Source organism: Pseudarthrobacter sp. S9 (assembly GCF_050156545.1).
Lineage (GTDB): Bacteria > Actinomycetota > Actinomycetes > Actinomycetales > Micrococcaceae > Arthrobacter.
In genome coordinates this window covers 1-23,684 of sequence record NZ_CP189577.1, presented here as the reverse complement: position 1 = coordinate 23,684, position 23,684 = coordinate 1, and the positions used below count along the sequence as shown (strand labels likewise).

At 63.9% G+C, this 23,684-nt stretch carries 16 protein-coding genes, 6 pseudogenes and 2 other annotated features; of the genes and pseudogenes, 12 read left to right on the top strand and 10 right to left on the bottom strand.

All coding sequences use genetic code 11. The features are described from left to right. The first annotated feature begins 26 nt into the window (after positions 1 to 26). Positions 27 to 380 (top strand): DsrE/DsrF/TusD sulfur relay family protein, encoded by a 354-nt coding sequence (locus ACQCSY_RS22095; protein WP_427136451.1) that lies wholly within the window; start codon positions 27 to 29, stop codon positions 378 to 380. 159 nt (positions 381 to 539) lie between these two features. Further along, positions 540 to 686, top strand: a pseudogene (locus tag ACQCSY_RS22090) (ISAzo13 family transposase); the annotation flags it as partial. Positions 687 to 815: 129 nt separating this feature from the next. On the opposite strand, the pseudogene ACQCSY_RS22085 reads toward ACQCSY_RS22090, so the two are convergent. Further along, positions 816 to 1,574: pseudogene (locus ACQCSY_RS22085) on the bottom strand (IS630 family transposase); the annotation flags it as partial. A 184-nt stretch (positions 1,575 to 1,758) separates the two neighbouring features. Here ACQCSY_RS22085 and ACQCSY_RS22080 point away from each other — a divergent pair. The 3 genes and pseudogenes from ACQCSY_RS22080 to ACQCSY_RS22070 form a co-directional block, all read left to right on the top strand. Continuing rightward, positions 1,759 to 2,019: pseudogene (locus tag ACQCSY_RS22080) on the top strand (transposase); the annotation flags it as partial. A 647-nt stretch (positions 2,020 to 2,666) separates the two neighbouring features. Next, positions 2,667 to 4,151 (top strand): group II intron reverse transcriptase/maturase, encoded by a 1,485-nt coding sequence (gene ltrA / locus ACQCSY_RS22075; protein WP_427136427.1) that lies wholly within the window; start codon positions 2,667 to 2,669, stop codon positions 4,149 to 4,151. A gap of 60 nt (positions 4,152 to 4,211) precedes the next feature. Beyond that, positions 4,212 to 4,326 (top strand) — a sequence feature (AL1L pseudoknot). After that, complete coding sequence (locus ACQCSY_RS22070; protein ID WP_427136429.1) at positions 4,252 to 5,154, top strand: IS3 family transposase; 903 nt, start codon at positions 4,252 to 4,254, stop codon at positions 5,152 to 5,154. (Overlaps the previous feature by 75 nt.) A gap of 137 nt (positions 5,155 to 5,291) precedes the next feature. On the opposite strand, the gene ACQCSY_RS22065 is transcribed toward ACQCSY_RS22070, so the two are convergent. Continuing rightward, on the bottom strand, positions 5,292 to 6,629 hold the full coding sequence (locus ACQCSY_RS22065; RefSeq protein WP_427136449.1) for an alpha-hydroxy acid oxidase: 1,338 nt from the start codon (positions 6,627 to 6,629) through the stop codon (positions 5,292 to 5,294). Positions 6,630 to 6,721: 92 nt separating this feature from the next. Between ACQCSY_RS22065 and ACQCSY_RS22060 the strand changes: the two genes are divergently transcribed. Further along, positions 6,722 to 7,045 carry a FadR/GntR family transcriptional regulator gene (locus ACQCSY_RS22060; RefSeq protein WP_427136447.1) on the top strand — a complete coding sequence of 108 codons (324 nt, stop codon included), beginning with the start codon at positions 6,722 to 6,724 and terminating at the stop codon, positions 7,043 to 7,045. Further along, entirely contained in the window at positions 7,027 to 8,466 is a 1,440-nt protein-coding gene (locus ACQCSY_RS22055) for a DDE-type integrase/transposase/recombinase (RefSeq protein ID WP_427136445.1), read from the top strand. The genes ACQCSY_RS22060 and ACQCSY_RS22055 overlap by 19 nt, the downstream gene beginning before the upstream one ends. Positions 8,467 to 8,485: 19 nt before the next feature. Here ACQCSY_RS22055 and ACQCSY_RS22050 read toward each other — a convergent pair whose 3' ends face one another. Beyond that, entirely contained in the window at positions 8,486 to 9,721 is a 1,236-nt protein-coding gene (locus ACQCSY_RS22050; RefSeq protein ID WP_427136443.1) for an IS110 family transposase, read from the bottom strand. Positions 9,722 to 10,046: 325 nt separating this feature from the next. Here ACQCSY_RS22050 and ACQCSY_RS22045 point away from each other — a divergent pair. After that, positions 10,047 to 10,520 (top strand): annotated as a pseudogene (locus ACQCSY_RS22045) (FadR/GntR family transcriptional regulator); the annotation flags it as partial. Here ACQCSY_RS22045 and ACQCSY_RS22040 read toward each other — a convergent pair. The 4 genes and pseudogenes from ACQCSY_RS22040 to ACQCSY_RS22025 form a co-directional block, all read right to left on the bottom strand. Continuing rightward, positions 10,489 to 12,993 (bottom strand): tyrosine-type recombinase/integrase, encoded by a 2,505-nt coding sequence (locus ACQCSY_RS22040; RefSeq protein WP_427136441.1) that lies wholly within the window; start codon positions 12,991 to 12,993, stop codon positions 10,489 to 10,491. The pseudogene ACQCSY_RS22045 and the gene ACQCSY_RS22040 sit on opposite strands and share 32 nt — an antisense overlap. Next, positions 12,878 to 14,254 carry a tyrosine-type recombinase/integrase gene (locus ACQCSY_RS22035; RefSeq protein ID WP_427136439.1) on the bottom strand — a complete coding sequence of 459 codons (1,377 nt, stop codon included), beginning with the start codon at positions 14,252 to 14,254 and terminating at the stop codon, positions 12,878 to 12,880. The genes ACQCSY_RS22040 and ACQCSY_RS22035 overlap by 116 nt, the downstream gene beginning before the upstream one ends. Positions 14,255 to 14,646: 392 nt before the next feature. Further along, positions 14,647 to 14,745 (bottom strand): annotated as a pseudogene (locus tag ACQCSY_RS22030) (LexA family transcriptional regulator); the annotation flags it as partial. A 372-nt stretch (positions 14,746 to 15,117) separates the two neighbouring features. Beyond that, positions 15,118 to 15,768 carry a helicase associated domain-containing protein gene (locus tag ACQCSY_RS22025; RefSeq protein WP_427136437.1) on the bottom strand — a complete coding sequence of 217 codons (651 nt, stop codon included), beginning with the start codon at positions 15,766 to 15,768 and terminating at the stop codon, positions 15,118 to 15,120. A gap of 210 nt (positions 15,769 to 15,978) precedes the next feature. On the opposite strand from ACQCSY_RS22025, the gene ACQCSY_RS22020 reads away from it, so the two are divergent. From ACQCSY_RS22020 to ACQCSY_RS22005, 4 genes and pseudogenes are all read left to right on the top strand, one after another. Then, complete coding sequence (locus ACQCSY_RS22020) at positions 15,979 to 16,581, top strand: DNA-binding protein (protein ID WP_427136435.1); 603 nt, start codon at positions 15,979 to 15,981, stop codon at positions 16,579 to 16,581. A gap of 1,057 nt (positions 16,582 to 17,638) precedes the next feature. Beyond that, positions 17,639 to 17,944: pseudogene (locus tag ACQCSY_RS22015) on the top strand (IS110 family transposase); the annotation flags it as partial. A 76-nt stretch (positions 17,945 to 18,020) separates the two neighbouring features. Beyond that, positions 18,021 to 19,283 carry a tyrosine-type recombinase/integrase gene (locus ACQCSY_RS22010; protein WP_427136433.1) on the top strand — a complete coding sequence of 421 codons (1,263 nt, stop codon included), beginning with the start codon at positions 18,021 to 18,023 and terminating at the stop codon, positions 19,281 to 19,283. Beyond that, a complete protein-coding gene (locus tag ACQCSY_RS22005; RefSeq protein WP_427136431.1) occupies positions 19,280 to 20,266 on the top strand; it encodes a hypothetical protein in 987 nt (328 codons plus the stop codon). Before ACQCSY_RS22010 ends, ACQCSY_RS22005 begins: the two co-directional genes overlap by 4 nt. On the opposite strand, the gene ACQCSY_RS22000 is transcribed toward ACQCSY_RS22005, so the two are convergent. The 3 genes from ACQCSY_RS22000 to ACQCSY_RS21990 all read right to left on the bottom strand — a co-directional run bounded on the left by ACQCSY_RS22000 (position 20,234) and on the right by ACQCSY_RS21990 (position 23,655). Beyond that, positions 20,234 to 21,136 (bottom strand): IS3 family transposase, encoded by a 903-nt coding sequence (locus tag ACQCSY_RS22000; protein WP_427136429.1) that lies wholly within the window; start codon positions 21,134 to 21,136, stop codon positions 20,234 to 20,236. The genes ACQCSY_RS22005 and ACQCSY_RS22000 overlap by 33 nt on opposite strands. Then, positions 21,062 to 21,176 (bottom strand) — a sequence feature (AL1L pseudoknot). Its footprint overlaps the gene before it by 75 nt. Positions 21,177 to 21,235: 59 nt before the next feature. Beyond that, the gene (gene ltrA, locus ACQCSY_RS21995) at positions 21,236 to 22,720 is read right to left on the bottom strand and encodes a group II intron reverse transcriptase/maturase (RefSeq protein ID WP_427136427.1); all 1,485 of its coding nucleotides are present in this window, start codon (positions 22,718 to 22,720) and stop codon (positions 21,236 to 21,238) included. Positions 22,721 to 23,283: 563 nt separating this feature from the next. Beyond that, positions 23,284 to 23,655, bottom strand: coding sequence for a transposase (locus ACQCSY_RS21990; RefSeq protein WP_427136425.1), 372 nt, complete (start codon positions 23,653 to 23,655; stop codon positions 23,284 to 23,286). Positions 23,656 to 23,684 lie beyond the last annotated feature (29 nt).

Genomic DNA, 23,684 nt, shown 5'->3' with positions numbered 1-23,684 from the left:
CGGCGCGAACCATGCAAGGACCGGACATGACAACCCTCATGATCATCAACGGCGCCGCGTACGGCCAGGACACCACCTACAACGCCCTTGGCCTCGCCGTCGCCTTGTCCAAAAGGGATGGAGTCACCGTGCAGGTCTTCCTGATGGGTGACGGGGTCACAGCCGCCATGGACGGCCAGAAAACACCCGACGGGTACTACAAGCTGGACAAAATGCTCTCCGCCGTGGCAGCACACGGCGGCCGGATCGGATGCTGCGGCACCTGCATGGACGCCCGCGGCATCACCGACGCACTCCTGACCGGCGCCGCGAAAAGATCCACCACCATGGAAGACCTGGCCGACTGGATCCTCGCAGCAGAGAAAGTCCTGGTCTTCTAACCGGACGAAAATCTCAGAGACAGCAGATGCCGCGCCAGTTCCCCCGGGAGCGCCCGCGGCCGGAAGCCAGGCCTTCCCGCTCCCAACCCCATCGTTCAAGCCGCTAAGGGCGCGCCGATAAATAAACAAGTCTAATTACGTTTTAGGTGAAAATGGTGTATGCCCGTTTCTGCTGAAACCGTCGAATCGCTGAGTGCAAAATTCGATACGATCATGCCCCACCTGGATGAGCGCTCCGCCCGCTTGGTCCTGGCCGCGGAGGCCCGCGCCTTGGGCCACGGCGGCATCGCCGCGGTGGCCAGGGCGAAGGACTGGCCGGCCAGGGCGGTCTTGCGGAAGATCCGCCACCAGCCTTCCTGCAGGTTCAGCGTTTCCCGCGCCGACCGGGATGAAGGCGTGGCTGATCCGGGGGTGGTCCTCCAGCCAGGTGCGGGTGGAAAGGCTGCGGTGGGAGGAGAGGTTGTCGGTGACCACCACGATCTCCCCGTCCGGGTTGTCTTCCTCCACCGCGTGCAGGAACTGCTGGTACCCGGCGCTGTTCCGCGAGGATGCGGTCATCGTGACCTCGCGGCCATCGGAGGCCCGCAGCGCCCCGTAGACCCAGGTCTTCTCCGGCCCGCGGCTGTAATCGAGTTCGCTTTTGATCCGGTGCCCGTCCACGGACCAGGCCGGCGCCGGGGCAAAGGTGCGCGGGATCACCGGGCCGGGTTCATCGAGGCAGAGGACCGTCGAGCCCTCGGGCGGGCGGGTGTAGAGCTCTTGCGATCCGTGTTCTTTTGGGACGAAGTCCGGATCCTTGCTCCGGATCCAGGACCGGGTGTGCCGCCACCGGACCCCTTCGGCAAGCAGGATCCGCCGCACCTGGCTGCGGTGGACCTCGATACCGGCGGTACGGGCGGCGTCGGTGAGGGTGTCCAGGGTCCACTCCGGCGCCCCGGTCTCCTCGGCGGCGGCCAGATCGCCCTGGCTGTCGCGGACGAGGCGGCCGGGCGGGGCCTGGCCGGCCAGGGCGATGATGCGGGAGCGCTCGTCCTCGCTCAGGCGGCGCGGGCGTCCGCTGATCGGCTTGTCGCCGAGCCCGTCCAGGCCTTCGGCATTAAAACGGTGCAGACGCTCCCGCACGGTCTTGGTGTGACAGCCCAGCTCCGCGGCGATGACACTGACGGGTTTGCCCGCCCAGCTGCCGGTAATCATACGGGCCCGGCGAATCCAATCGGCGGGAGCATGCCGGGCACCGGCCAGCATACGGATCTTACGTTCCTCGTCCGGATCACGCGGCGGACGGGCATACAAAGACGTGAATCGCCCCGGGTTTAATGGAGGGTGTTGAGTCCTTGAAAGGATGAGCACCATGCCAGCACCTTAAAAGTATCCTGACGAGCTTCGCCAGAGGGCGGTCCGCCTCGTTATGGACGCGCAGAAGGATCCCAGCGATCGGCGGGGTGCCTGCACCCGGATTGGTGCGCAGCTGGGCATCCCGGCAGATACCATCCGTGGCTGGGTGCGCATCGTGGAGATCGATCAGGGCGTGCGCCCTGGCACTACCACCGATGACGCGACTCGCCTGGCCGAGCTTGAGCGTGAAGTTGTTGAGTTGCGCCGGGCCAATGCGATTTTGAAATCAGCATCAGCTTTCTTCGCGGCGGAGCTGTGCGCCACGAGGCGCTGTGTGTGTCGAGGGGCGGTGAGAGACCGTCCTGGTTGGGTCGTCGCAGCGGCCTGATTGAGCTGGGGGCAGCCTGAGCTGGGGAACGCCGGTGAGGGTGGCAAGCGGCCCCGACAAAGGCGAGACGTGCCGGGACTACCAGACGGCGCGGGTTCGTCGAGCAAGGTCAGAAGGTACAACGTGAGTGAACTGGTGTTTGACGCCCTGTAACCGCGAAGCCGTGCTCAAATCTGGTGGATATGGGCCGGTGTGCAGCGCACTGGATGCCATGCGTGGCGTCTGGACTCCGAAGCCGTTTCGTTCTGTCGGCGGGGAGGCCACGGTGAAGGCCTGCGGCGTAGCCGTGGCGATGCTGCCGGGGTAGAGCCAGGTGCCTCCCTGACTGATCGATCATGCAGTGAACGTGGGAACCATTTCGTGGTTCCCCAACCGGTAGGTAGCCAGCCTTCCGGTTGGGGTAGGTCCGTTGCCGACCGAAGACCACAAGGTGGGGCGGAGGCCTCGTAGTAGTCGCGGGAGTAACGACCCGTCATTGGGGATCGGGAAAGCCGGTCACAGGGCGAAGGGGGCCAGCAAGTTAGCAGATTGAGTGAATGGAATGTCAGGAGGAATAGTCGCCGGTGAATATCGACGAACTGGAGCACGCCGTAGTTGCGGCGGAGCGACGGGTACTGAAGATCCAGACCAAGCTGCATAGTTGGGCCCGTGATGATGCTCATCGTCGGTTCGATGACCTGTTCAACCTCGTGGCTGACCCAGGCTTCTTGTTGGTGGCTTGGGACCGGGTGCAAGGGAACAAGGGTGCCCGTACTGCGGGTGTGGATGGCCGCACGGCGGCATCCATTCAGGATGGTGAAGGCGTCGAGGTGTTCCTTGACAGGCTGCGGTTGTCTTTGCGCGACCGCAGTTTCGTCCCGGTGCCGGTGCGGGAACGGATGATTCCGAAGGCGGGCGGGAAGATGCGCCGCCTTGGCATCCCGACCGTGGCCGACCGGGTCGTCCAAGCCAGCCTGAAATTGGTGTTGGAGCCGATCTTTGAGGCGGATTTCCACCCGTGTTCCTATGGGTTCCGTCCGAAGCGTCGGGCCCATGATGCGGTTGCCGAGGTGCGTTATCTCGCGACGAGACCACGTTGCTATGACTGGATCGTCGAAGGAGATATCAAGGCGTGCTTCGATGAGATCGACCATATTGCCCTGATGCGTAGGGTCCGGTCTCGCATCGGTGACAAACGCGTCCTGGGACTGGTGAAGGCATTCTTGAAGGCTGGGATCCTCTCCGAGGGTCAGCAGCTGAAGGAAACCACCGCTGGAACCCCTCAGGGTGGGATCCTTTCTCCACTGCTGGCCAATGTGGCGTTGTCGGTGATTGACGAGTTCGTCGCTCAAGCTCCCGGCGGGCCCTCGACCAGCGCAGTGGAGCGAGCCCGGCGGCTGCGCCATGGTCGACCAAATTTCCGCCTGGTGCGGTATGCGGACGACTGGTGCCTGATGATTCGCGGCACCAAGGCCGATGCCGAAGGGCTCCGGGAAGGGATCGCGGAGGTCTTGGCCACGATGGGTTTGCGCCTGTCGGAGGAGAAGACCTTGATCACCCATATTGATGAGGGCCTCGACTTTCTAGGATGGCGCATCCAGCGCCACCGTAAGCGAGGAACGAACGAGCACTACGTGTACGTCTATCCGGCAAAGAAGGCCGTGCAAGCGGCCAAGCGGAAGATCAAGACGTTGTGCCGACAGGTCACCGAGAACCAGTCGTTGGATGAGCTGCTGCGTCGATTGAACCCGATGCTGCGGGGCTGGTGCGCCTATTTCCGTCCCGGCGTTTCGTCCGCAGTCTTCTCCTACCTGAGCCACTACACGTGGCAGACGGTGTGGCGATGGCTGCGGCGGAAACATCGCCGGTCCACGGTCAAAGAACTCCGTCGGCAATACTGCGGCGGAGGCTGGTGGCCAGCAAGCCAAGAGAGGGAAATGTTTCGTCCCGAGAAAGTGGGCACGAGCCGATACCGCTACCGCGGGTCGATTATCCCCTCACCTTGGCCCACGACCGATGAAACAACCACCACGCCGCTTGACCGGCTTGTGGAGAGCCCGGTGCATTGAAAGGTGCCCGCCGGGTTCGGGAAGCGGTCCGGGGAAACGGGCCAGCCGTAAGGCTGGCACCGCGCCCCGGGCCGACTTTCACCGACCGCCCCTCACGACGATGATCTCTTACATCGATAATCACAAGGACGAATACGGGGTCGAGCCGATCTGCAGAGAGCTGCCGATTGCCCCGTCGACCTACTACGCTGCCAAGGCACGACCGGAGTCCAAACGGTCAATAACCGACGCCGTGACGGCGGAGAAAATCACCCGGGTGCACCGGGAGAACTACAGTGTTTATGGGGCCAGGAAAGTTTATGCGGCGCTGAACCGAGAGGGCTACAAAGTGGCCCGGTGCACCGTGGAGCGGCTGATGCGCCGTACCGGGTTGCACGGTGTTCGCCGTGCCAAGGGGCCCCGCACAACGGTGCCAGGACCCTTGTCGGAGCGGCCGGCGGATCTGGTTCGGCGACAATTCAGCGCACCTGCTCCGAACTGTCTCTGGGTCGCAGACATTACCTACATTCGAACGTTCTCCGGCTGGGTTTACGCGGCCTTTGTTTTGGATGTTTTCTCCCGCCGGGTGGTCGGCTGGCAGCTGTCCACGACCATGCACACAGCCCTGGCACTGGACGCCCTGGAGATGGGGTTGTGGACCCGCCGGCGCGACGGGAAGGACGTCTCCCAGCTCGTACACCATTCCGACAGAGGGGTGCAGTATCGTGCCATCCGATATACCGAACGCCTTGCTGACGCCGAAGCAGTCGCCTCCGTGGGAGCCAAGGGTGATAGCTACGACAATGCCATGGCAGAGGCGCTCAATTCCCTCTTCAAGGCCGAGCTCATCCGGAACAAAGGTCCGTGGACCGGCATCAACGACCTTGAAATCGCCGTCGCCGAATACATCGATTGGTACAACTACCGGCGTCTCCACGGGGAGATCGGGTATATACCGCCGGTAGAAGCAGAAACCATTTTCCACTCAAATCTACCCACCATCAAAACGATGGAACGGGTCTAACAAACCCTCCACCAAACCCGGGGCTTGACAACGTGAACATAACGCTGCCCTCCGCTACCCATGATCCGCCGTCCCACACCGACGGTCCATACCTCCTTTGAGGAATGCAGCACTAGGCCAGCTGAGCTAGGGCAGGGCTACTTGCCGAGGAGCCGGACGTGGTCCGGGGTCAGCTCGGAGAGCTTGCTGACACCCAGCAGGGCCATGGTGCGGGCCATGTCCTTTTCCAGGATCTGGATGGCACGGTCCACACCTGCGCGGCCGCCTGCCATCAGCCCGTAAAGGTAGGCGCGGCCAATCAGCGTGAAGTCGGCGCCCAGGGCAAGGGCTGCAATGATGTCCGCGCCGCTCATGATGCCGGTGTCCAGAATGATGGCGGCGTCGCTGTTGTCGGTCTTCAGCGCGGCAGAGACCTCCGGTAGCAGGTGGAACGGGATGGGCGCCCGGTCCAGCTGGCGGCCGCCGTGGTTGCTGAGTACCACGCCGTCGGCGCCATGGTCCACTACCTTGCGGGCGTCGTCAACGGTCTGGATGCCTTTGACCACCAGCTTCCCCTTCCACGTTTCGCGCAGCCAGTCCAGGTCATCGAACGTGAGTGTGGGATCAAACATCGAGTTGATGAGATCAGCCACGGTGCCGGTGTACCGCGACAGCGACGCGAAGGTCAGCGGCTCGTGGGTGAGGAAGTTGAACCACCAGGCCGGGCGGTAGGACGCATCCAGCACCGTCTTGATGGTCAGCGCCGGCGGGATGGTCATGCCGTTGCGGACGTCCCGCAGGCGGGCACCGGCGACGGCGGTATCGACCGTGACCATGAGCGTGTCATTGCCGGCTTTGGCAGCTCGCTCGATCAGTTCAAGCGAGCGGTCGCGGTCCGTCCACAGGTACAGCTGGAACCAGTTGCGGCCGTTCGGCGCGGCTGCGGCCACGTCTTCGATAGATGCCGTGCCCATGGTGGAGAGCGTGTAGGGGATGCGCGCGGCCTCGGCGGCCTGGGATCCCGCGTACTCGCCTTCGGACTGCATCATCCGGGTGAAGCCCGTGGGTGCGATGCCCACGGGCAGCCGTGAGGACTTGCCAAGAATGTCGGTGCTCAGATCAATGCTGGAAACGTCGCGCAGGATGCCCGGCCGGAATTCGATGTCGAGGAACGCCTGGCGGGCACGGCGCAGGGTGATCTCGGCCTCCGCTGCACCGTCGGTGTAGTCAAACGGGGCCTGGGGTGTGCGGCGCTTGGCCATGTCCCGCAGCTCCCAGATGGTGCTGGCCCGGCGGAGCTTGGAGGCCCGGCTGAACTCGGGCCTCTTGAACTGCATCAGCGGGGCCAGGTCCGAATACTTGGGGATGCGGCGCTTTAATGCTGGCGGCACAGCCGGTTTGGAGGATGCGGAGGCGGCGGCGCGATGCCCGCGTGGAGTGGGGGCCTCCGGCGCAGTGGGCGCCTCAGGGTTGGTTGGTTCAATGGTCTGCATCATGGCTGCCTCCCGGCGGGTATGACGGTGCTTGATTCTGTGGTCTAACCACACTCTAAAGCATGTGGTCCAACCACATCAACTAGGATGGCGATATGCGCACGCACCAACTTGTCCTGCAATGGATCGAGAAACAGCTCATTGACGGCCAGCTTACGGTAGGCGGGCGGCTCCCTGCTGAGCGCACCCTCGCCGAACAGCTGGAAGTATCCCGGACCTCGGTCCGTGAAGCCATCCGCATATTGGAAGCCATGGGGGTAGTTCGCGCAGGAGTGGGGTCAGGCCCGGACGCCGGCACGGTGGTGATCGCGGATCCCCTACGTGTCAGGCTGGAACGGTACCAGGGGCTCATAGCAAGTCCGTTTAATCGCGTGGGGCGAGAGCCAGGAATCCAGTCATCATGTCCAGTCCAGTTTTGAGTGCGGTACGCGAAGATAGTTCTGTGAGTAGTAGTAGTAGTAGTTCAGGGCCGCGGGCCGGTGGGCCGAGGCCTCGCCGGTCGTTCACCCCGGTCCAGAAGCTCGAGTTCTTGGCCTCGTACGAGAGTGCTTGCGAGAACAGTGAGGGCGGCGCGTTCCTCCGCCGGGAGGGGCTGTATTCCTCGCAGATGACCGAGTGGCGCCGGCTGCGTGACGCCGGGGTCCTGGCCGGGAAGAAGGCCGGGGAATCGATCGGGAAACTCTCGGCCGATCAGGCCGAGAACGCGCGTTTGCGCCGCCAGTTAGAGGTGAGTGAGAGCCGGTTGAAGAAGACCGAGGCAGCCCTGGATCTGATGGGAAAACTGCAGGCGTTCTTAGAGAGCGCCTCAGAGGATATGCCGGACGGGCCCCCGGTCCAAGAAACGCTGATGGCCACGTACCGGTCGATGCTGGAACTGAAGATCCCCTCACGCCGGGCAGCAGCATTGACCGGTGTTTCCAGGACGACCGCGAACCGCCGACCGGTCCCGCCGCGGGACCAGATGACGGTGGTGCCGGCGAACAAGCTCAGCGCCGCCGAGAGGGCGGGGATTCTGGCGGCGCTGAACTCTCCGGAGCTCGTGGACCTGGCACCAATGCAGGTCTATACGAAGCTGCTGGACCAGGGGATCTATCTGGGGTCCCTGTCGACTTTTTACCGGGTGTTGGAGGAGAACAAGCAGGTCAAGGAACGCCGACGGCTGGCCAAACATCCGCCCCGGGCGGTTCCTGAACTGGTCGCCACGGCCCCGGGCCAGGTGTACACGTGGGATATTACAAAGCTCGCGGGCCCGGTCAAAGGAAAGTATTTTGACTGCTACATGATGGTTGATATCCATTCCAGGTTCATCGTCGGCGCGCACGTCCACGCCACCGAATCCGGGGTGCTGGCCGTGGAAATGATGAAGGGAATCTTCGGGATCCACGGCATCCCCCAGGTCGTGCACGCGGACCGGGGAACGTCCATGACATCCAAAACCGTCGCCGCGCTGCTTTCGGATCTGGAGGTCATCAGGTCCCACTCCAGGCCCCGGGTGTCGAATGATAATCCGTACAGTGAGTCGCTGTTCAAGACACTGAAATATGGTCCGGAATTCCCCGAACGCTTCGCGTCAGTCCACGACGCCGGGGCATTTATCGGCGGCTTCGTGGACTGGTACAACCATCACCACCAGCACTCCGGTATCGGCTTCCACACGCCCGCGAACGTCCACTACGGCCACGCCGCCGGCGTCGCCAAAGAACGCTCGGCAACCCTCGCTGCAGCCCGCGCGAAACACCCCGAACGCTTCACCACCACGACCGACCCCAAAATCCTCGCGCTCCCAGGACCAGCGTGGATCAACCAACCCAAGGAAATCACCGAACAGTCAGCCGCCTAGTACGAAAATAAATGGTGGGTCAGGCTGCTGCTGGAGTGAGAGTGACGTCAAATCCGAGGGATTTGAGCTGTCGGAGGGCCCTGGCTTTGGCTTGTTGCGGGTCCCGTTTGAGGTAATAGTCGGCGCCCGGGTCTTGGTAAACCTCGCCGTTGACGAGCATGTGCCAAGTGGCAGTCAGGATGACGTGCTCGATCGCGACAACAGCCTTGATCGGGCCACGACGGGCAGCGATCCGTTTGTATTTGACGCTGAGGTAAGTATCTTTGCTGCGGGCCGCTGACATGGCAGCGATGCCAAGGGCTGCCTTCAAGTGCTTGTTACCGGGCATGGTTTTGGTGGATTTGACCCGGCCAGCGGACTCGTTGGAACCGGGGCAAACACCGGCCCAGGATGCCAAATGTGCAGCCGTGGGAAAGACACTCATGTCCGCGCCGGTTTCGGCAATGATCACATCAGCGACCAAGCCCGAGACTCCCGGGATCGAGGTCAGCGCTTCACGGGCTGGACGAAAGGGCACCATCACCGTGCCAATGCGCTCCGCGAGGGCGTCAATGGCCTTGGTCTGTTGGTCAATTTGGTCCAGATGCAGACGGACGATGAACGCGTGATGGTCAGTGAATCGCCCGGTAAGGGCCTCCACGAGCTGCGGGATCTTTGGCCTCATCCGGCGCTGGGCCAATTGCGCCAGCACCTGTGGATCGCGCTCCCCTGCGACAAGGGCTTCAAGCATCGCCCTGGAGGAGGCCCCCGCGAGATCACTGACGACGGCCGAGAGCTTGAGACCGGAGCCCTCAAGGAACTTCTCGAGCCGTTGGATTTCCCTGGTCCGATCGCCGACGGCGATCGCGCGGGAGCGGGTCAGGTCCCGTAGTTCACGGATCGGTTCGGGCGGGACGAACGAGGCCCGGAGCAGGCCGTGCGCGCCAAGTTGGGCCAGCCATGTTGCGTCTGAAACGTCGGTTTTACGTCCGGGCAGGTTCTTAGCATGCCTGGCGTTGACCAGCATCACCGGCAACGTCGCTTCCAACAAATAGTAGAACGGTTTCCAATAGTCGCTGGTCGCTTCCATCACCACGATGCTGACGTGCTGCTCTTCGAGAAACCCCTTCAGCTCCAAGACCTGGTTCGTGGTCGCACCCCAGGTAGTGACCGTGGAGACGTATTCGCCCCGTGCAGTGCCGGGAACCCGAACACACACCTTCGCGTCGCGCTTCGAGATATCTATCCCCACCGAACGCTCATGAACGATATCCATTTGATCCGACCTCCCAACGTCATTGAACCGATATGAACGTCCGCTGCAGGGAGGACAGGGAGAAAATCAGGAATCTAGCACCCGTGCTCAAAGACAACAATCCACGGTTCCCGTGGAAGCCCTCCACACCACGCTAACTCACAGGCTCAAAACACGGCACCAAGGAAGCATCGGCGTCGACCGCAGCGAACATCACAATCCTTCACCGGCCACCACCACTGCACAAGAACCCGGGAGCTGCGGCCAACCACAAATTTTCAATCCCCACGGCGCGACAGCGTCCCTGGACCGCTAACTCCCCTTGGTACCACCCAGCTTGAAAAATTCCGATCCGACGGCGGCGCTCGGCTCGGCGCTGCGGCTGCACGTTGCCACGCAGCACCTGCCGGTGGCGGACATCGTGGAAACGCGAGTGCTCCTCGAATCCTGGGCGGCCGCCCGCGCGCGTGCGGATTCCCCGGCGCTTGCCGAGGCCGCCGCGCTGCTGGAGCAGATGGACGCAGGCCCGGACACAGAGGATTTCCTGGCGCTGGACGTCCGCTTCCACCTGGCCCTGGCCGAGGCCGCCGGCAACGCCGTGGTCAGCGCCATGATGGGTTCCCTGCGCGAAGCCATCCAGGGTTACGCCGGCCGGCTCACGGCCAATTTGCCGGACTGGGATGCCACCGCCGCAAGACTCCGCTCAGAACACCGCGAGATTCTGGCGGCCATCAACAACAACGACGGCGTCTTCTCCGAACTAAGAAATTGCGGGGAAATCGCCCATATTACGGGCCGTTTCTGGGGTCGGGTTGGCTGATGTTGGTGCGGCCGGCGGCTTGGGTGAAGGTGGGCATGCCGAGTTGGGTTGTGTTGCGGCGTTCGGTTATTTGGTCCATTTCGGCCAGTTTGGCGCGGGCCCCTGCGAGGCTGACTTTGAGGCCTTCGGCTTCTCCGAGCCAGCGGTGGGACTCGGCTTCGGCGATGCGCTCGATGAGGTTGTCGCGGATGTGTGCCAGGCGGGGTCTGGCTGTGGGGTCGGGCCGCAGCAGCGGGCAGCGCAGGCAGCTGTGCTCGTGGATGCAGGGCGTGTCGTAGGAGCGGCCGCAGTCACCGACGGAAACCTTGCGGTGTTCGAAGTGGCCGATGAACTCGGCCCATTCCGCGTCGGTGGGGGTGCGGTATTCCTGGCTGGGACGTAGCGCGCGGCGGCGGGCGATGAATTCACGGTGGCCGTTGATGACTTCTTCGGGGTAGACGGCTTTGTATCCCATGGTGGTGTTGATGTCGCGGTGTCCGGCGACGAGCTGGGCTATGTGGGGTGGCATGCCGTGCATGATTGCATCGGTGATGAAGATCCGGCGGAAGTCGTGGAAGGTGTAGCGCATCGGGCTGCCGCCGCCGTCCTTGATGCCGAGTTCTTGCAGGGCGTGGTCGAGGTAACTGCGTAGCGCGGTTTCTGAGACTGCCCGGTTGTCCAGACGCCGACGCCATTGGAACAACAGGGGCAGGGGCGGGTTGTAGACGCGTTCGTTTTTGTCGTAGGACACTACTGGTGGGACGTGGGGTTGCCCGGCGCGGATCCGGGAGACGATCTGGGAGAGCACGTCAGCGAGTTCGGGCGAGATGACCAGTATTCGCTCGGCATCGGTCTTGGAAGGGGCGATCTGCAGCAGGGGTACCAGTGCTCCTGTGTCGGGTAGCCGGTATTGGATCAGGCTGTGGTGTGAGAGTTCACTGAGCTCTTCGATGCGGATGCCTGTGTGGCGCAGCACCTCGACCATGGCCCAGGTCCAGAAACCACGATGCTCTCCGAACGTCAGATCGCGGCGTGGTCCGCCCTCCGGGTCCTCGGCCCAGACCCGGCCTGTGGCTTCGGTCTTCATGGCCGTGCGGCGCAACGTTTGGCCTGCAGCGGTGAAAAGTTCGCCGGCAGTGGTGCGTTCGCCGGCGGCGAGCAGGTCACTGGTGCGTGCCCGTTCGGCCTGCACCCACGAGACCAGCGCCGGCAGCACCGGCAGCCGTTCGCGGGTGCGTTGGTCCGTGCGTGATTTACGGGCCAACCGGTCTTTTTTGTGGGAGACATCGGTGGCGCTGACCGGGCAACGCACCGCCCACGGACCCCACCGTGCAGGGTCGTCATCGGCCCATTCGGCCAGGTCCAGGTAGAAGGCGCGCACGGCAGAAAAGACGCTGCGCCCATCCAGCCGTGCCGACGTCCTTTGGATCTGCTCCCCGTTGGCAGAGGTGCTGGTGCGGGCACGGGTCATGACACGCTTTTTCCATGACGCTGCGACCTCGCGGGATAGCTTCAGTGATTCGATCCCTGGATGGTGGGCTTCCAGATCGGCCCAGAACAATTTGCCCAACAGGTAGGCGGTGCGTTGCAATGACGAGAAGTCCATCGCCATCTGGCGTTCCCGCAGGTAATCCACGAGCACGTCCCGGACCGGCCGGCACTTGATGTTGTAGCGGTCGATCAGCTGCTCGCACGTCGGTTGGCCGCTGCCGGAGAACATTTCAATGACGGCGGGCGCATCCTCGCCCCAGACATGGTGACGCAGCAGTTGATAGAACAGCGGGCTGCGCGCATTTGTCTGCAGCCGGGTACCGGTGCCGATACCGGTGACGGTCGCGAGCAGCTCAACGCAGTCTCCGACCCTCACCGCCGAGACCAGGCCTCCCTTGGCGGCCATGATGACTGCGATCCGGGTCAGGGCCTGTTGGCTGGTTTGCAATCCAACGTGCGCTTCGGTGCAGGCCTGGTTCAGGACAGCGAACGCCTTGCTGTCCCGGGTGCGGGCCATCTCGGTGGCCAAACTCCGACGCGCCGGGGTGAAACGCAACAGCCAGTCAAGGCCGGGACGGATCACATCAGCGCAGATCAGCACCATCAGGCCGATGCTCAGGTGGGGTGCCGGCGCACCAGGAGCGGTCCGCCCCCGGCCGGCGGCCTCGCCGATGAACAAGTCCCGCCAGTCGCGGGCAGCCTCCGCGCCGCTGGCCTGCCACCGTTGCTGCCAGTTCCCGCCGGGGAAATCGGCCAGCCAGCCCAGCACTGCCAGCACTCCCGTCCGGCGGATCCGCTGGCTGTTCGGATTCTCCAGCCTGAACGGTGCAGCGAGCACGCGGGCCAGCACCGCAGAACGATCATCACAGGTCGAAGGCCACGACGGGTCAACCCCGCGCGCGGGGAACGCGGCCATCAGCTGCGCCCCCGTTTGCGTCACTGCAGGGGCCGTGGCCGCACCACTGACCACCGGCGGGGCGAGTAATTGTTCCCTGCCCGTCATGGCTGGTTCCCTCCGAAGAGGATCTGCAGGCTCTCGGGACGGTAACCGGCGGCAGGTGTGGGGGCACCGGATCACGCAGGAGCTGCCGGGCATGAAAGGCAAGCACTCCGGCAATCACGTCCTCGGTCACCGGGTTCAAATACCGCTGCGTGGTCGACAAAAATGCGTGACCCAGGACCCATTGGACGTCGGTTAACGGCATCTTCGGATCCTGGGCCATCCGGTAGGCGGCCGTGTGGCGAAGGTCGTGCAGGGACCAGTCCGTGCCCAGCGATGCATTCGCCCGATCGAACATCGCCCGCGCCGCGTCATAGGTCAACGCTCGGAACGGGCGCCGCAACGTCCACCACAATGGTTCATCCCTGCCCCGCGGAACCAGGCCCGACACTTGTGTTTGATAGAGACGCAGCCAGACGAACGCGTCCGGCGCGGCAGGCAATGGCTGTAACGCACCGCTGCCCTTGCGCAGCACGGTGATCAATTGCTGCCCGGGATCAACGTCAGCCACCGTGGCCCCCAGCAGCTCCGAGGCCCGGGCACCTGTCGAGACCCAGAACGCGACCAGCGCCCGGTCCCGATGCGAGCCCAGCTGCGCAAACAACTGATCGAACTGGTCATCGGGGATCGCCCGTGGGGCCCGGGTCACGACCTTGGGCCGATAGCGGCCGCGGCGCTGCCCGGAAAACGGTTCCATCGGGTTGTGATGCGCCCGCGCGCGGGTGCCTCCACGGGCGCGGGCCAGGGGGAACGGGTTAAGCATCGGTCCGGTGCCGGCTTCCAAGTGGAAATCGTAGAAGCCGCGCAGCACACTCTCGCAATGCGCAACCGTTACCGCGGCATACCGGTCGCCGTCCGGGGCCTTGCCCGGCCCCGGGATCTCCTTTCCAGCACCGGGTGTCCCGTCGGAACCCGGGCCGCCGCCATCGGGGTACCGCCAATGCGGTCGCACCGGCTTGAGCGCCACCTGCAGCCAACGGCAGAAATCACGCGCTTCGACCTGGGTTGCCTGATCCCACACCAGCTCGAGGGCCGAGAGGAAACGAAACCAGCGCAATAAGTCCATGCCATATGACCGCAACGTCGTCGCCGGCCGCCCGCACGCCACCAACTCGGCGAAGAATGCCGCCGCCGGCCTTATCGTCTCTCCGGCGCCGTCAACCAGCCGATACGGTTCGAAGGGACTGCCGGTGGTCTTCAGCGCACCCGACGGCAGCACCACCAGCCCGGACAGTAACCGCGGAACGTTCTCTTCGTTGACCATGAGAACAGAACCTAGCCGACGCCCGCCGGCTCCGCCCGCGGTTCTCCCGGGTGGACCCGGTTAGTTCGGTTAACACGTCCGTGCCGCCCTGCTGGTGGCGGACCACATCGAGGGGTACTACAAGGAAGCCGGACTGGGCTCCTGGTAGGACTTTGTTAGGTTTTGCTGTGGCGCCTTTTTGATCTTCGGGCGGGGCCGAATGAAGCTCAAGCATTAGGAAAAAGTTTCACAAATACCGTGTGGCACATGACATATGGAAAGACTGGCGGAGACATGTCACTGGGGAGCGGCCTGCGCCCGTCAACCCGGTGATTACCGCATGCGGGGCGGCGCCCCTGCATGCCACCATCTGCAAAGGAGCAGTAACTCATGAGACATTCGAGTTGCGCATAAGGCGAGGGATACCCGGCCGCGACAGCGACCGGAGAGATCAGCACCGACAACAACGACGCACCCGCATCTATCACGCGGGGACCAACAAGAACGCCCACAACACACCTTTTATTCGAATATATATTCGAATAATCATAGCTCTTGGGGCCGACAGAAAGTACCGCCGCCCGCCGGGGCGGGCCTGTGGCGGGGGCCGGGTTGCACGCCAGTGGGGACAACTTTGAGCTGTGCGGAGGGCTCCACCTGACCCCCAATGGGCACAACCCGGCGAAACGGCGCGCTGTACTGAGGGGATGTCGGGCGGCGGACCTTTGGCTGGGGGCATGAGGAAGCCTCCGCGCGAATCAAGGACTCAAGCGTGGAGGCTCCCGGCTCTCCAAGCTGGGGGGACTGGAGAGCCTCAACGAGTCTATCGGGGCCGGGCAGAACATTCAGGGGGTGAGTCTGCCAGCACGGCGCAAAACCCTCGTTTACGTGCGGGGCGGGCGGCCCCGCGTCCTGCCGGTCTGCCACCCGGGGCCGGCGTCGTTCAGGAGCCTGACCTTCTCAGGGTCGAGGTCGCCTCGGCGGTGTTTGTGTCGCTGGGTGTGGATCCACACCCCGAGGGTGTGTTCCCGTTCGGAGGCGTAGTCGTGGTGGCGGGGCCAGTCGTTGCCCTCGGCACGGAAGTCCACCAGCTGGGCGAGGCGGTCATGCCACCGGGCCTCATCCGCGGCTGCCCGGTGGTTTCCCTCCCAGCCGGGGACCCGTGCGAGGCCGTCACGGTAGACCGGGTCCAAGGTGCCCTCGGCCGCTTCGCTCCGGCGCTCCGAGAGCCACCGCGCCATCGACCGTTCGCCCTTATCCTCCGAGCGGTCGCGGGGGAGCCAGCCCCCGGCGGTTATCCAGGCGATGATCTCGCCCATGCGGGCAACGTCCGCGGGGGAGGGGCCGGCTCTGGTGACCGTGGCGGCCTGGTGCGCGGGTTCGAGTCCCGGGTCCTGGCGGCGGGCGATGACCAGGTGATACCCGACGGTGGCCGGTTCGGCACGCACGAGGTCAGCGATGCGCTGCCGGCTCAGTCCGAGCCGGTACATCAACACCCATTCCGCGTCCGGAGCGCGCCGTAACCGCCTGTCCATGATGGAGCCCATCCTGCCATGACCACCCCGCCAGGCAGGCCGGCGACGTGGCGGCCACCGCCGCGGCGCAGCCGGGCGCCCGTCGGCCCCCCGGAGCTCCTGGCGGAGCGGAGAGGGCCGCCGGGCCAGGGAATTCGGCGGCGGCATTGCCATAAAGTAGTAGGAGTAGTAGTTTTGTTACTACTACTCCTACTATTTGAGGTTGTCGCCGTGGCGTCGAGTGTGAAAGACCGTGTGTTTGCTGCTGCGGAGCAGATCAGTGCCGAGCGCCGGCCTACCGTCTCGACGGTGCGGGCAGCGGCGGGTGTGAGCAACGCCGACGCCACCCGTTACCTGAAGGAGTGGGTCGAGGAGAAGCAGGCCGCGGGAGGCCGTCTCGCCGCGACCCCGGCAGCGGTGCTGGAACAGGCCGCCCGCCTGGCCGGTGCCTGCTGGGCCGAAGCCTCCGCCCTGGCGGATGAGCGGCACGCCGCCGCGGAAGCGGTCTGGGCGCAGGAGAAGAAGGATCTGGGCCTGGAGATCTCCGAACTCGTCGCTGACCTGGACAAGGTCAGCGACGAGAAAGACGCCGCCGTCACCGAACTCACCGCCCGGGTCACCGCACTCGATACCCAGGCCGCGGCGATCCAGGAGCAACTGGAGCAGGCACGAGCCGCCGAACAACAGGCCAGCAACACCGCAGCCGACGCAGCGGCCAGGGTGGCCGCGGCCGAGGCCCGGGCCGAGACCCTACAAAAAGCCCACGACGCGCTCCTGCAGCGCATCGTGCCGGAAACCCCGGCCAAGAACGACCGGGGCCAAACGAACCAGTAGCGGAGCCTCCCGGCGTTGAGCTGCGCCGAGGGGCCCCGCCTGGCTTCCCAGACCGTCCGAGACTCGGGGTCACCGGCAATCAAGAACCCGGCTGGCCATGCTCTAATGATGCGGGCATAGTCACCACCCGTTCCGCAGTTCGGCCATCCAGGCGCTGACGGCTCGGGCTCGTTCTCCGGGGGCGTAAAGGCCAGCTGCAGCCACACCTAGTTCCGCCCCGACCGAGTCGGGCCAGTACTTTTCTCCCCTCGATCTTCATGCTTCCGGGCAGACATGGACGTCCGTCGTCGGGCAACCCGGCGGACCACCTCGTGGACAGCCCAGATGGCAGCCGTTCCGATGAAGCCGTAGAAACTGAAGAGCAGTCCGAACAACGCAGACAGGCTGGTGTTGACATCGGTCGTCCGGGTCCCGAGCGCTGTGCCTTCTGTCCTGACGGGTAGATCCGACTGAGCGGCATAGGCCCACCAGGACAGGGCGTAAATCACGGTAAAACCCAGCAAAGATATGACGAAGACCCGACGCAGATCCGCGTTGCGGAAGACGAGGTACACGATGACCATAACGCCGGGCACCCAGAGCCCTATCGGCCAATAAGACCATAATCTCTCAACCATCGACGCCCTGTCTGTTCACTAGTCTCTGCAACCGGCAAAGGCCGGCCCACCATATCAAGGCCCTGATTTCCGCTGCGCTCCAACCAGTTACCGGGCGTCCGCTGGCGCGGCCGGCTGTGGGGTCCAGGGCTGTCCGTCGCAAAGCTCCGGCCCGCCCTGGCCCTTCCTCACGTCTTCGACGTTTTCTGGTTGCTGTCCTTATGTTGTTACCGGGTGCAGTTCCCCGGCCGTTGTAGGGTCGTGGCTACCCAGGGGAGGCGGGTATGGCTTTGGTTGCTGTGGCCGGACAACTCGTGCGTGACGGCTTCGAAGGATTGGCCGCCCGCCACCCCGCGATGACCCGACCGCTGATTGAGAGACGCGACATGATCGCCGAATAAGGACACGACGGCGCGGTTATCTGCTGGGGCCTTACCCATCCAACGGACTGGAGGCTGTTCTTGGTACACCTTTGGGCCGGCATCGACGCCGGCAAAGCCCATCATCACTGCTATGTAATCGACGCAGACGGAAACCGGCTGCTCTCCCAAAAGATCCCCAACGACGAACCAGCGCTGCTGCAACTCCTGGCCAGCGTCCTTGAGATCGCAGCCGGGGATCCGGTGGTGTGGGCGACCGACCTGAATCACGGCGGACCGGCGCTGCTGATTGCCCTGCTCGTCGGCCACGGCCAGAACATCCTCTACATTCCCGGCCGGACCGTGCACCACGCCTCCAAGATCTACCGAGGCGACGGTAAAACTGACGTGTTAACCGAACTAGTCGGGCCCTCCCGGGAGAACCGTAGGCGGCGCCGGTTTGCGTCGGCTAGGTTCTGTTCTCATGGGCAACGAAGAGAACGTTCCGCGGGTACTGTCCGGGCTGGTGGTGCCGCCGTCGGGTTCGCTGGAGGCAACCGGCAATCCGTTCGAACCGTATCGGCTGGTTGACGGCTCCGGGGAGACGATAGGTTCGGCGGCGGCGTTCTTCGCCGAGCTGGTGGCATGCGGGCGGCCGGCGACGACACTGCGGTCATATGGCATGGATTTGTTGCGCTGGTTTCGATTCCTGTCGGCGCTCGGGCTGGCGTGGGATCAGGCAACCCGGGTCGAAGCGCGTGATTTCTGCCGTTGGCTGCAGGTGACGCTTAAGCCGGTGCGGCCGCATTGGCGATACCCCGATGGGGGCGGGCCGGGTTCCGACGCGACGCCCGGGGCGGAAAAGGTGAATTCGGGGGCGGGCAAGTCTCCGGACGGCGACCGGTATGCCGCGGTAACCGTTGCGCATTGCGAGAGCGTGCTGCGTGGTTTCTATGACTTCCATCTGGAAGCTGGCACCGGACCGATGCTCAACCCGTTTCCCCTGGTCCGTGCCCGTGGAGGCACCCGGGTCCGGGCGCATCACAACCCGATGGAATCTTTTGGCGGGCAGCACCGCGGCCGCTATCGGCCCAAGATCGTGGCCCGCGCACCACGGGCGTTCCCCGATGAACAATTCGATCAGTTGTTCGCTCGGCTGGGGTCGCATCGGGAGCGGGCACTGGTCGCCTTCTGGGTCTCGACCGGGGCCCGGGCTTCGGAGCTGCTGGGGGCCACGGTGGCCGACGTTGATCCCGGCCAGCAATTGATCACCGTGCTGCGCAAGGGCACCGGTGCGTTGCAGCCATTGCCTGCTGCGCCGGACGCGTTCGTCTGGTTGCGTCTCTATCAGGCACAAGTGTCGGGCTTGGTTCCGCCGGGCAGGGATGAACCGTTGTGGTGGACGTTGCGGCGTCCGTTCCGCGCGTTGACCTATGACGCGGCGCGGGCGATGTTCGATCGGGCGAATGCATCGATGGGCACGGACTGGTCCCTGCATGACCTTCGCCACACGGCCGCTTACCGGATGGCCCAGGATCCGAAGATGCCGTTGACCGACGTGCAATGGGTCCTGGGTCATGCATTTTTGTCGACCACGCAGCGGTATTTAAACCCGGTGACCGAGGACGTGATTGCCGGGGTGCTTGCCTTTCATGCCCGGCAGCTCCTGCGTGACCCGGTGCCCACACCTGCACCTGGTTACCGGGCCGAGAGCCTGCAGATCCTCTTCGGAGGGAACCAGCCGTGACGGGCAGCGGACAATTACTCGCCCCGTCGGTGGTCAGTGATGCCGCGGCGGCCCCTGCAGTAGGGCAAACCGGCGCGCAGCTGATGGCCGCGTTCCCCGCCCGCGGGGTCGGCCTGTCGTGGCCTTCGACCTGTGATGATCGTTCTGCGGTGCTGGCCCGTGTGCTCGCGGCGCCGTTCAGCTTGGAGAATCCGGACAGCCAGCGGATTCGCCGGACGGGCGTGCTGGCAGTGCTGGGCTGGCTGGCCGATTTCCCCGGCGGGAACTGGCAGCAACGGTGGCAGGCCAGTGGCGCGGAGGCTGCCGCCGACTGGCGGGACTTGTTTTTTGGCGAGGCCGCCGGCCGGGGGCGGACCGCTCCTGGTGCGCCGGCACCCCACTTGAGCATCGGCCTGATGGTGCTGATCTGCGCTGATGTGATCCGTCCGGGCCTTGACTGGCTGCTGCGTTTCGCCCCGGCGCGTCGGGCGTTGACCAACGAGATGGCCCGGACCCGCGACAGCAAGGCGTTCGCTGACTTAAACCAGGCCTGCCTCGAAGGACCCATTGGATTGCAAGCCGCCCAACAGGCCCTGACCCGCATCGCGATCATCATGGCCGCCAAGGGCGGCCCGGTCTCGGCGGTGAGGGTCGGAGACTGCGTTGAGCTGCTCGCGACCGTCACCGGCACAGGGTTACAGACAAATACGCGCAGCCCGCTGTTCTATCAACTGCTGCGTCAGTTTGTCTGGGGCGAAGATGCACCCGCCGCCATTGAAATGTTCTCCGGCAACGGGCAACCGACATGCGAGCAGCTGATCGACCGTTACAAGATCGACTGCCGGCCGGTCCGGGACGTGCTCGTGGATTACCTGCGGGAACGCCAGATGGCGATGGACTTCTCCTCGTTGCAACGCACGGCTTACCTGTTGGGCAAATTGTGTCAAGCCCCGGGTTTGGTGGAGGGTTTGTTAGACCCGTTCCATCGTTTTGATGGTGGGTAGATTTGAGTGGAAAATGGTTTCTGCTTCTACCGGCGGTATATACCCGATCTCGCCGTGGAGACGCCGGTAGTTGTACCAATCGATGTATTCGGCGACGGCGATTTCAAGGTCGTTGATGCCGGTCCACGGACCTTTGTTCCGGATGAGCTCGGCCTTGAAGAGGGAATTGAGCGCCTCTGCCATGGCATTGTCGTAGCTATCACCCTTGGCTCCCACGGAGGCGACTGCTTCGGCGTCAGCAAGGCGTTCGGTATATCGGATGGCACGATACTGCACCCCTCTGTCGGAATGGTGTACGAGCTGGGAGACGTCCTTCCCGTCGCGCCGGCGGGTCCACAACCCCATCTCCAGGGCGTCCAGTGCCAGGGCTGTGTGCATGGTCGTGGACAGCTGCCAGCCGACCACCCGGCGGGAGAAAACATCCAAAACAAAGGCCGCGTAAACCCAGCCGGAGAACGTTCGAATGTAGGTAATGTCTGCGACCCAGAGACAGTTCGGAGCAGGTGCGCTGAATTGTCGCCGAACCAGATCCGCCGGCCGCTCCGACAAGGGTCCTGGCACCGTTGTGCGGGGCCCCTTGGCACGGCGAACACCGTGCAACCCGGTACGGCGCATCAGCCGCTCCACGGTGCACCGGGCCACTTTGTAGCCCTCTCGGTTCAGCGCCGCATAAACTTTCCTGGCCCCATAAACACTGTAGTTCTCCCGGTGCACCCGGGTGATTTTCTCCGCCGTCACGGCGTCGGTTATTGACCGTTTGGACTCCGGTCGTGCCTTGGCAGCGTAGTAGGTCGACGGGGCAATCGGCAGCTCTCTGCAGATCGGCTCGACCCCGTATTCGTCCTTGTGATTATCGATGTAAGAGATCATCGTCGTGAGGGGCGGTCGGTGAAAGTCGGCCCGGGGCGCGGTGCCAGCTTACGGCTGGCCCGTTTCCCCGGACCGCTTCCCGAACCCGGCGGGCACCTTTCAATGCACCGGGCTCTCCACAAGCCGGTCAAGCGGCGTGGTGGTTGTTTCATCGGTCGTGGGCCAAGGTGAGGGGATAATCGACCCGCGGTAGCGGTATCGGCTCGTGCCCACTTTCTCGGGACGAAACATTTCCCTCTCTTGGCTTGCTGGCCACCAGCCTCCGCCGCAGTATTGCCGACGGAGTTCTTTGACCGTGGACCGGCGATGTTTCCGCCGCAGCCATCGCCACACCGTCTGCCACGTGTAGTGGCTCAGGTAGGAGAAGACTGCGGACGAAACGCCGGGACGGAAATAGGCGCACCAGCCCCGCAGCATCGGGTTCAATCGACGCAGCAGCTCATCCAACGACTGGTTCTCGGTGACCTGTCGGCACAACGTCTTGATCTTCCGCTTGGCCGCTTGCACGGCCTTCTTTGCCGGATAGACGTACACGTAGTGCTCGTTCGTTCCTCGCTTACGGTGGCGCTGGATGCGCCATCCTAGAAAGTCGAGGCCCTCATCAATATGGGTGATCAAGGTCTTCTCCTCCGACAGGCGCAAACCCATCGTGGCCAAGACCTCCGCGATCCCTTCCCGGAGCCCTTCGGCATCGGCCTTGGTGCCGCGAATCATCAGGCACCAGTCGTCCGCATACCGCACCAGGCGGAAATTTGGTCGACCATGGCGCAGCCGCCGGGCTCGCTCCACTGCGCTGGTCGAGGGCCCGCCGGGAGCTTGAGCGACGAACTCGTCAATCACCGACAACGCCACATTGGCCAGCAGTGGAGAAAGGATCCCACCCTGAGGGGTTCCAGCGGTGGTTTCCTTCAGCTGCTGACCCTCGGAGAGGATCCCAGCCTTCAAGAATGCCTTCACCAGTCCCAGGACGCGTTTGTCACCGATGCGAGACCGGACCCTACGCATCAGGGCAATATGGTCGATCTCATCGAAGCACGCCTTGATATCTCCTTCGACGATCCAGTCATAGCAACGTGGTCTCGTCGCGAGATAACGCACCTCGGCAACCGCATCATGGGCCCGACGCTTCGGACGGAACCCATAGGAACACGGGTGGAAATCCGCCTCAAAGATCGGCTCCAACACCAATTTCAGGCTGGCTTGGACGACCCGGTCGGCCACGGTCGGGATGCCAAGGCGGCGCATCTTCCCGCCCGCCTTCGGAATCATCCGTTCCCGCACCGGCACCGGGACGAAACTGCGGTCGCGCAAAGACAACCGCAGCCTGTCAAGGAACACCTCGACGCCTTCACCATCCTGAATGGATGCCGCCGTGCGGCCATCCACACCCGCAGTACGGGCACCCTTGTTCCCTTGCACCCGGTCCCAAGCCACCAACAAGAAGCCTGGGTCAGCCACGAGGTTGAACAGGTCATCGAACCGACGATGAGCATCATCACGGGCCCAACTATGCAGCTTGGTCTGGATCTTCAGTACCCGTCGCTCCGCCGCAACTACGGCGTGCTCCAGTTCGTCGATATTCACCGGCGACTATTCCTCCTGACATTCCATTCACTCAATCTGCTAACTTGCTGGCCCCCTTCGCCCTGTGACCGGCTTTCCCGATCCCCAATGACGGGTCGTTACTCCCGCGACTACTACGAGGCCTCCGCCCCACCTTGTGGTCTTCGGTCGGCAACGGACCTACCCCAACCGGAAGGCTGGCTACCTACCGGTTGGGGAACCACGAAATGGTTCCCACGTTCACTGCATGATCGATCAGTCAGGGAGGCACCTGGCTCTACCCCGGCAGCATCGCCACGGCTACGCCGCAGGCCTTCACCGTGGCCTCCCCGCCGACAGAACGAAACGGCTTCGGAGTCCAGACGCCACGCATGGCATCCAGTGCGCTGCACACCGGCCCATATCCACCAGATTTGAGCACGGCTTCGCGGTTACAGGGCGTCAAACACCAGTTCACTCACGTTGTACCTTCTGACCTTGCTCGACGAACCCGCGCCGTCTGGTAGTCCCGGCACGTCTCGCCTTTGTCGGGGCCGCTTGCCACCCTCACCGGCGTTCCCCAGCTCAGGCTGCCCCCAGCTCAATCAGGCCGCTGCGACGACCCAACCAGGACGGTCTCTCACCGCCCCTCGACACACACAGCGCCTCGTGGCGCACAGCTCCGCCGCGAAGAAAGCTGATGCTGATTTCAAAATCGCATTGGCCCGGCGCAACTCAACAACTTCACGCTCAAGCTCGGCCAGGCGAGTCGCGTCATCGGTGGTAGTGCCAGGGCGCACGCCCTGATCGATCTCCACGATGCGCACCCAGCCACGGATGGTATCTGCCGGGATGCCCAGCTGCGCACCAATCCGGGTGCAGGCACCCCGCCGATCGCTGGGATCCTTCTGCGCGTCCATAACGAGGCGGACCGCCCTCTGGCGAAGCTCGTCAGGATACTTTTTTGGTGCTGGCATGGTGCTCATCCTTTCAAGGACTCAACACC

Excerpts from the sequence above, each read along its gene's own strand:
- ACQCSY_RS22055 (WP_427136445.1), top strand. The coding sequence starts at position 7,027 with ATGTCCAGTCCAGTTTTGAGTGCGGTACGCGAAGATAGTTCTGTGAGT.
- ACQCSY_RS22060 (WP_427136447.1), top strand. The coding sequence starts at position 6,722 with ATGCGCACGCACCAACTTGTCCTGCAATGGATCGAGAAACAGCTCATT.
- ACQCSY_RS22065 (WP_427136449.1), bottom strand. The coding sequence starts at position 6,629 with ATGATGCAGACCATTGAACCAACCAACCCTGAGGCGCCCACTGCGCCG.
- ACQCSY_RS22070 (WP_427136429.1), top strand. The coding sequence starts at position 4,252 with ATGATCTCTTACATCGATAATCACAAGGACGAATACGGGGTCGAGCCG.
- ACQCSY_RS22035 (WP_427136439.1), bottom strand. The coding sequence starts at position 14,254 with ATGGTCAACGAAGAGAACGTTCCGCGGTTACTGTCCGGGCTGGTGGTG.
- ACQCSY_RS21990 (WP_427136425.1), bottom strand. The coding sequence starts at position 23,655 with ATGCCAGCACCAAAAAAGTATCCTGACGAGCTTCGCCAGAGGGCGGTC.
- ACQCSY_RS22050 (WP_427136443.1), bottom strand. The coding sequence starts at position 9,721 with ATGGATATCGTTCATGAGCGTTCGGTGGGGATAGATATCTCGAAGCGC.
- ACQCSY_RS22095 (WP_427136451.1), top strand. The coding sequence starts at position 27 with ATGACAACCCTCATGATCATCAACGGCGCCGCGTACGGCCAGGACACC.
- ACQCSY_RS22040 (WP_427136441.1), bottom strand. The coding sequence starts at position 12,993 with ATGACGGGCAGGGAACAATTACTCGCCCCGCCGGTGGTCAGTGGTGCG.
- ACQCSY_RS22000 (WP_427136429.1), bottom strand. The coding sequence starts at position 21,136 with ATGATCTCTTACATCGATAATCACAAGGACGAATACGGGGTCGAGCCG.
- ACQCSY_RS22025 (WP_427136437.1), bottom strand. The coding sequence starts at position 15,768 with ATGGACAGGCGGTTACGGCGCGCTCCGGACGCGGAATGGGTGTTGATG.
- ACQCSY_RS22010 (WP_427136433.1), top strand. The coding sequence starts at position 18,021 with ATGGGCAACGAAGAGAACGTTCCGCGGGTACTGTCCGGGCTGGTGGTG.